We start from the raw sequence: 8044 nt of genomic DNA, 5'->3' as shown, positions 1-8044 counted from the left end.
TGCATGTGGATAATTTATTTATTTTCTGGTTACTTGATTGTTCAAATTATCATCAGCGCATTTTCTGTTTATGTAGTTTATCCATGCTACTTATTTAAGTGCGGAATGTGGGGTATAAGTAATTGGTTATGAATTGCCTACACTAATAACCGTTATCAAGCGCGTAGGCATAGCTTGTCGTAGACATCGCCTAACTTGACTTAAGCAAACATTGCCCAATGCGATGTCTGACGACAAGCCGCTTCTCTACGAGAGGCTGCGCCTACGCGTCTACGCATTGGCTGTCTCAAGTTTTTCCATCCCTGTGACGGGTAAAGATTTAAAACTATAGTCCCACATTGGTTTCAGCTATAGCGATCGCGTTGCGAGAACAATGGATAAAGTCGAGCTTAAAATATAGTTAATCTGTATCTACCGCGTTCCTGCGGATTCTTGGAAGTAACAACTATATAATAAGTGTCATCTTCAGGCAGCCTAGCTCGGTCAATTAAAGCACTGTACACACCATCTTTATCTTTGTCTTTATCGATAGCGATCGCCTGTCCTTGAGAATTTAGCAAAGCTACATAAGGCGAAAACTCTTCATCAACACTATCTACACGAATACTTACAAGCTGATTTTTTTTGCCTTGAAAATTAGAAACATTGTAAGCGCCGCCATTTTGTTTCAGGGTTGAGCTTTTGGCAGTTAATTGACCTGATTCATCTAAAGTATAGCTAGCTCTGTCATTCCTCAAAGCCAAACTATAGCGACCTATCTCTCCGGGATCTTGGCTAGTAACTGCAATCTTGTAAATGCCATTCTTAGGCAGCCGTGCAAAAATAAATGCATCATCGCCACCACTGCTTTTATCCAAAGCGCCTTTTTTGACGATGATATTATTATCAGGATCGTGCAGAAACAACAAGGGTTTTAAACTCAAGTTATTTGATCTGCGTGTATCATTACTGCCAACAAGTCTAATTTGGATTAATTGATTTTCTCTCCCTTCAAACTGGTAGAAATGAAAATATCTACCTTCAGATTTAAAGTCACCCTTACTCAGAATGCCCAATGCAACATCTACAAAGTTAATCTCTTTATAAGTAGGTGTCGCAGATGAAGAAGACGCTGAATTATGGAGATTTTGATTACCACTTGTAGCTACATTAGAACTTGGCTTGCGAACCCTCCCTGAGCCAGCATTAGAACGATTGGCGTTTGAGTTAGCAGTTCTACCTCCAGACGAGCTAGATGTACCACCATTGGAACGATTAGAATTTGAGTTAGAAGTCCTACGTCCAGACGATCTAGAAGTAGAGCTATCATTTGAAACGCTGGAAGTTGGCTGAGAATCTTCTGTGTTAGATGATGCACGAGGAGTGGGCTGTATTGGTGAATCAATAGATATCTTCCGTCTTGGAGATACTGAGGCTTGAGCAGCAGGAATTTGATCAATTCCTTTTTTGACTGCTTCTGGTTGTCTCTCATCAGGTGATTTGGCAATTATAAAGCCTTGAAGATTTTGAGGTTTTCCCAGAGCATTTATAGGCAGCACATTACTTGTAATTAACAAACTACTACTTACACAACAAATTAAAATCTGACTTAATTTGTGGTGATAGTTTTTGTTTTCTATTAGCATAATTACACTCCTAGTTTTGCTGATGATTTTGTCTTCCAGGAATTAGGATAAATTTGATTTATCATTTGCTGCTTTTCACAGAGCAAGTAAATCTGAGTTCTTATTTAAACGTAAAGGTAAATTTAGCGTATACACTTAGAGGCTTGTCAAAGGAATTGACTGTAATCTAACTAAATTCATATATCCTACATACCTCCAAGCAAAAATTCTTCCAATTTAGATAAATTGTTCAATACCTGATGAGGTAAGGAAATTGAGGATTTGTATGGTATCTCAGTGATATTTACTAACAAGAGAGATTATACTGCATGACTTAAGATGAATATATACCCCAATTGAAATGGATTCCCAGTATGCTCTGTTGTGTGAATCCCGATTGCCAAAACCCACGAAATTCTGATAAAAACAACTATTGCCACAGTTGTAAAGCGGAATTGATACCCTTACTGGGAGGTCGCTATCGTCCCATTCAGGTGTTGTCAGATGAGGGCGGATTTGGTAGAACCTATCTGGCAGAAGATGTACACAAGCTTAATGAATGCTGTGTTGTGAAGCAATTCGCACCAAAACTTCAGGGAACTGGGCCACTAACAAAGGCTACTGAGTTATTTAAACAAGAAGCAAGCCGACTACAAGAACTCGCAGAACATCCGCAAATTCCAACTTTATTGGCTTATTTTGAGCAAAATCATTATCTGTTTTTGGTACAGCAGTTTATCGATGGGCAAAATTTGCTTAAGGAATGGGAGACGCGGGGAAGCTATAGCGAAATAGAGATTCGCGAATTTTTGCTAGATTTATTACCTGTGCTGAAGTTTATCCATGTGCGGGGAGTGATTCACCGGGATATCAAACCACAGAATATTATTCGCCGTCGAAGTGATGGACGATTAGTGCTAATTGATTTTGGAGCCTCTAAGCAGCTGACAGCAACAGTGCAGACTAAAATGGGCACCGTTATTGGCTCACACGGTTACACTGCACTTGAACAGATGCAAGACGGAAAAGCTTACCCAGCCAGTGATTTATTTAGTTTGGGTGCGACTTGTTTTCATTTATTCACCGGGGTTCGCCCATCTAAATTGTGGATACAGCAAGGTTATGGTTGGGTTTCATCTTGGCGACAATATTTGACCAATCCAGGTAGGGATGGGATTTCTGTGTCTATAGAGTTGGGTGAAGTTTTGGATAAGCTGTTGCAACAAGACATCCAAAAGCGTTACCAATCGGCTGATGAAGTCATCACTGACTTGACAACTCAGCTACCACTATCGTCATCAGTGCCCCCAACTATAATTACACCAACATTTACAGCTACCCCAGTCTACAAGGAGCCAGTTTCATCAAAATCAAATAACAATCTGAAAAGTCAACTGCTGTTAGGTTCTAGCATTTTGGTGTTGGGATTAGGGGGAATTTGGTATTTTCAGACTCGCCCCCATACAATGAGCGAATTTTCTTCGCCGATTTCTCCGCCGATTCCGTCTCAAAAAAGCGTCTCGGAAACTTCTCTTCTACCCAAATCTCTCAAGGGGCATTCCAGCGATGTGAATTCCGTAGCTTTCAGTCCTGATGGCACAACCCTTGGCAGTGCTAGTGATGATAAGACAATCAAGCTATGGAATATAGCAAGTGGAGAAGCAATCCGCACTCTAGAAGGACATGCCAATTGGATTTGGACTGTCGCCTTTAGTCCTGATAGCAAGACTCTTGCCAGTGGTAGTGCGGACAAAACAATCAAGCTGTGGAATTTGCAGACAGGAAAGTTAATCCACACCTTACAGGGACATAGCGACGGAGTTACTTCGGTAGCTTTCAGCCCTGATGGCAAAACTCTTGCTAGTGGCAGCGCTAGTAAGGATATGAAAATCAAACTGTGGAATCTGGAGACAGGAAAGTTAATCCGCACTTTGGAGGGACATACCAATGGGGTTCAATCTGTCGCCTTCAGTCCTGATGGTAAAATCCTTGCCAGCGGTAGCTGGGATAAGACAATTAAATTGTGGAATCTGAAAACAGGAAAGTTAATCCGCACTTTAGGGGGAAATGCAGAGTCGATTCTTTCAGTCGCTTTTGCTCCTGATGGCATCACCCTTGCCAGTGGCAGTAAAGACAAGACAATTAAATTGTGGAATCTGAAAACAGGAAAGTTAATCCACACCTTAAAGGGACATAATGATAAGGTTAATTCTGTCGCCTTTTTGCCAAGTGCAAGTCCAAATGGTGTCACCCTTGTCAGTGGCAGTAGCGACAAGACAATCAAACTTTGGAATTCAGTTACAGGAAAAGAAATCCGCACTTTAGAGACGGGTTCTGGATATATTTATGCTGTTGCCATCAGCCCAGATGGACAAACTATTGCCGGTGGTGGGAGTGGCGAGAACATTCTCAAGATTTGGGAGATGAAGTGAATTAATAGCAGTTAAGTATTAATTGCACCCCTAACCAAAATCACTGTACTTTCTACACCAGAGGCGATCGCTTCTGGAATATTACCTTGAATCGCCTGCTGCAACAATCCCTCGCGCGAAGCTCCCAAAACTACAACATCGTAACCTTCGGTTTTCACTAGGTTAATCACACCTTCTGCAACTGAATTAGCTTGGACTGGGAGAGCAACTACACTGCTGGACAATTTGCGCCGACGCATCAAATGGCGAATGGCTTGTTCTAAAACTGACATATCTGGCTTAACTTCAGATGGTTTAAACACCTGTGTCAGGCGAATTTGTGGTGCATTTCCCAATGTAATTAAAGCCGGTAACAATTTAATCGCCAGTTGGGAATTGGGGCCTCCAGCCATTGGAACTAGCCAGCTGTTGAAGAGGGGAGCGGGGATTGGGGATTGGGGACTGGGGATTGGGGATTGGGGATTGGGGATTGGGGACTGGGGATTGGGGACTGGGGATTGGGGAGCGGGGATTGGGGAGCGGGGATTGGGGATTGGGGATTGGGGATTGGGGATTGGGGATTGGGGGGTTTCGCCTAATTTTACTAACACAACTTCGCAGGTGGCTTGGCGAATTATGGTATCTACAACGTTACCAAAAATCCTCCCTGGGGTAGATGTGCTACCTTTCCATCCCATTAAAATCAGGTCGATGTGTTGTTCGTTGATTGTCTCTAAAATTGCTTGGGCAACATCGTGGGTAACTCGAATCTGCGTATGTAGGGGAATTTGCCATTTTTTTGCTAAGACTTCCGCAAGTCGTAGCAAGCGGCGACTTTTTGCCGTTCTTACCTGTGTTTCCGACGGAGAATTATGGCGGGGTATTAGCATCACTTGCACGCAATCTATTTCATAATGGCGATCGCGGGCAATAGCTGCTGCCATAAGTAATAAAATACCCGCAGTTTCGGGATTAGCTACGGGCACTAATAATCTACCTCTACCGGTGCTGGGCGCTCGCGTTTGGTAAACTATGTATGAAGGATCTGGTCGCAGTTTGGGGGTCGCATTTGCACCATTAAGATGGTCTGCTTCCGCCCGAATAATATCTCCACGGGTAATAATACCAATCAGTTTTCGTCCATTTACCACTGGTAAGCGACTGATTTGATAGCGATCGAGTAAATACAGTACATTGCTTAGAGTGTGGATCGGTGTTACTGTCATCGGGGTGGTGGTCATAATTTCCCCTAAGGGAGTATCGCTGGCTAAGTTGCGATCGCGAATATTGAGTAAATCTGATTGCGTCACAATCCCTACAAGCTTGCTCTCCTCTACCACTGGAAAGCCACGATGATGAGAACGGGCGAATGCTTGGATTACTTCATCTAAAGGCATCTCTGTATCCAGAGTTTCTACCTGCTGCTGCATGACATCTTTGGCTGTCAAATTTGTCATTATCCCCCCCGCTGGTGCTGCTTTTTGGATAATGATGCCATTCCACTCCAAAAGTTTGTCGTATAGCGAACCTGGTGCTAACTTTTCAGCAACTAGATACGACGTTACAGAGCCAATCATTAAGGGCAACACTAAGTTGAAATCTGTAGTCATTTCAAACACAATGACTATTCCCGTCATTGGCACTCTGGCCACCGCAGTAAAAAAAGCGCCCATTCCTGCCAAGGCATAGGTAATTGGTAATCCAGTCGCTATCCCGAAAGGAAGCAGCAGAGCGTGTTCTCCCATACCCACCAAGTAGCCAAGGGCAGCCCCAAGGGTCAAAGCGGGAGCAAATAATCCTCCTGGGACACCAGAGCCATAAGCTACGAGAGTTAGGATAAACTGGGAGATAAAGGCGATCGCAGCTATTGACCAGCTAGCCTCACCTGTAATTAAAATTTCCCGCAGTCCTGTGTTATCTCGAAACGCTAGCGGTAGTAATGCCACAATCACCCCAGACACTAACCCCGCTAAAGCCACACGAGCAGGTAATCCGAAGCGTAGAGAACGGCGGTAAACATTTAAGCTGGCAATAATCCCGCGATTGAACAGCGCTCCCATCAACCCAGCCACAATCCCCAACACCAAATAGAAGGGAATATCTTGAACAAAAAAATCTGTCTTGGAAGCAGTTAATGCTAGATTAAGATCCAGGCTGCGACCACCCAATACGCGTGAGACGACGGCACCAATAAAAGAAGCCAGAATCGCAGTACCCAAGGTAAATTCAGAAAAATCCTGTAACAGTTCTTCTACTACAAATAATACACCTGCGATCGGTGCATTGAAGGCAGCCGCTAACCCGGCTCCTGCACCAGCAGCAATCAACTGGCGGCGGTGGTCTGGTGAAGTCGGAAACCACCGACTGAGTTGAGCTGCTAAAGCGGCGCTGACCTGAATTGTTGGCCCCTCCCGCCCTAAAGCTAGCCCAGAACCCAGTGCCAGAATACCACCGACTAACTTGACCAAGGCAACCCGCAAATCTAAAGCCATTGGTATACGGGCCAGCACTGCTTTTACCTGAGGAATACCGCTCCCAGAAGTTTCTGGTGCTACGCGCTCAACCAGCCATCCTGCGAGGAATCCACAAGCGAGTCCAATACTTGGTAGCACTAACCAAGCTGGTAGCAGTAGCGATGTCTGCACTCGCCAAGCACCTAGCAATCCCACCCCCGATTTTAGTAAGACTGCTGCAAGAGCAGAAACCAAACCAATCAGACAAGCTTCAAAAATTGCTAAACGGCGCCGTGGTTGCAGCAGTTGCCGAAAGCGCTGGAAGATAGGTAAATACCACATGATTTGAACCTCACACGACTTGAAGTAGCGTGATTCCTGCTTCAACGATCTCTGCCTGAATTGCTCCAGGTCTTACAAGTTCTCCACAGGCGTTTTTGAAGTCTCCCTAGCACCGACGGCGACTTTCAAACAAGTACCTAAAACTTAAGTATGTTTAACCTCTGTACCTTAAAGATTTTACCTACTAGAGGATCGATACAAAAGTATCTATTTCCTAGTAGAACCCCATATCTTTAGTTGTCGTGGTTCAGATTAGCTTGGTTTTCGCTATATCCTGGTTTTAACAGAATATGGAGCGCCTAACTCATAACTCTTAGTCACGAGTGTGCGGCTTGCAGAAATCAATTTTTTCAAGAAGAAGTCAGAATTCAGTTAGGTGTTCTGTACGAGTGGTGGATAGCGCAGTCTCTTCTCTACGAGAGCCTCTGCCAGCGAGTCCACAGGTCTCTAAGTATAGGTTAAAACCGTACTTCTCTACGAGACGCTACTGCGAATATCCCGCTATGCTAATCCCCTCTCTACCAATACTGTTCGGTTAAGGCAAGAGACGCGATGAATCGCCTTAAAAGGGAACAGGGAACGGGCAACAGGGAACAGGGAAATCCCCATAATTAAAATTAGGGGATTTGTACAAGGACGTATTTTTTCTTGCGCTACGCGTCCCCTTAAAAAATGTTTTTATTTCTTTCATAAATAAATTTAGGGGCTTGTACCCTAAATCTTCGGGGCTAATTCTTGCACTGTTCCCTGTTCCCTCTTCCCTGTTCCCGCCCCCAAGGGGCTTGGTCAAGACGAAAGACTGATTATTGTAGAGACGGCGATTTATCGCATCTTTAGTGATCTAAAATTTTCATCAAAAAACCTTAACCGAACCGTATTGCCCTCTCTACGAGACGCTACGCGAACGTGAGCGAAAAGAAATTCCAACATTGTTACCTTAAAACTCTATCTTTTAAGAGTGTGACGCTGCGCTTGTTTACCTGTAAAGAAAAATGAGTAGAGTATTCTAATTATTTATGAACAACAAAATCCCCAACCTTTTCAGAATTGGGGAGTTTTGCGACGCTGCTAAATCTAAAATCCAAAATTAATAGCTAATAGCTAATCAGTTATTCTTCTATTTCGTTGCCTCTGCTCCTGCGTAACCGTTCACGGTGGAAATTAGGCTACCAGGAAAAATAAGTACAGAGAGATGGTAGATTAGAGGGCATGAAGAAAATCAGCCTCATCAGCC

3 protein-coding genes are annotated in these 8044 nt (G+C 43.9%); 1 reads left to right on the top strand and 2 read right to left on the bottom strand.

The features are described from left to right. Positions 1 to 389 precede the first annotated feature (389 nt). Positions 390 to 1625 carry a peptidase gene (locus tag V7K67_RS23100; RefSeq protein ID WP_335168572.1) on the bottom strand — a complete coding sequence of 412 codons (1236 nt, stop codon included), beginning with the start codon at positions 1623 to 1625 and terminating at the stop codon, positions 390 to 392. A 353-nt stretch (positions 1626 to 1978) separates the two neighbouring features. Here V7K67_RS23100 and V7K67_RS23095 point away from each other — a divergent pair, with 353 nt between their 5' ends. Beyond that, entirely contained in the window at positions 1979 to 4036 is a 2058-nt protein-coding gene (locus V7K67_RS23095; RefSeq protein ID WP_334729535.1) for a serine/threonine-protein kinase, read from the top strand. An 11-nt stretch (positions 4037 to 4047) separates the two neighbouring features. Here V7K67_RS23095 and V7K67_RS23090 read toward each other — a convergent pair whose 3' ends face one another. Beyond that, positions 4048 to 6810 carry a chloride channel protein gene (locus V7K67_RS23090; RefSeq protein ID WP_334729534.1) on the bottom strand — a complete coding sequence of 921 codons (2763 nt, stop codon included), beginning with the start codon at positions 6808 to 6810 and terminating at the stop codon, positions 4048 to 4050. Positions 6811 to 8044 lie beyond the last annotated feature (1234 nt).

This window comes from Nostoc sp. (genome assembly GCF_036917155.1).
Taxonomy (GTDB): Bacteria; Cyanobacteriota; Cyanobacteriia; order Cyanobacteriales; family Nostocaceae; genus Nostoc.
This window is presented reverse-complemented; position numbering and strand designations above follow the sequence as displayed.

Bases quoted from the DNA above. Each gene is read 5' to 3' on its own strand.
- V7K67_RS23100 (WP_335168572.1), bottom strand. From the start codon at position 1,625: ATGCTAATAGAAAACAAAAACTATCACCACAAATTAAGTCAGATTTTA.
- V7K67_RS23095 (WP_334729535.1), top strand. From the start codon at position 1,979: ATGCTCTGTTGTGTGAATCCCGATTGCCAAAACCCACGAAATTCTGAT.
- V7K67_RS23090 (WP_334729534.1), bottom strand. From the start codon at position 6,810: ATGTGGTATTTACCTATCTTCCAGCGCTTTCGGCAACTGCTGCAACCA.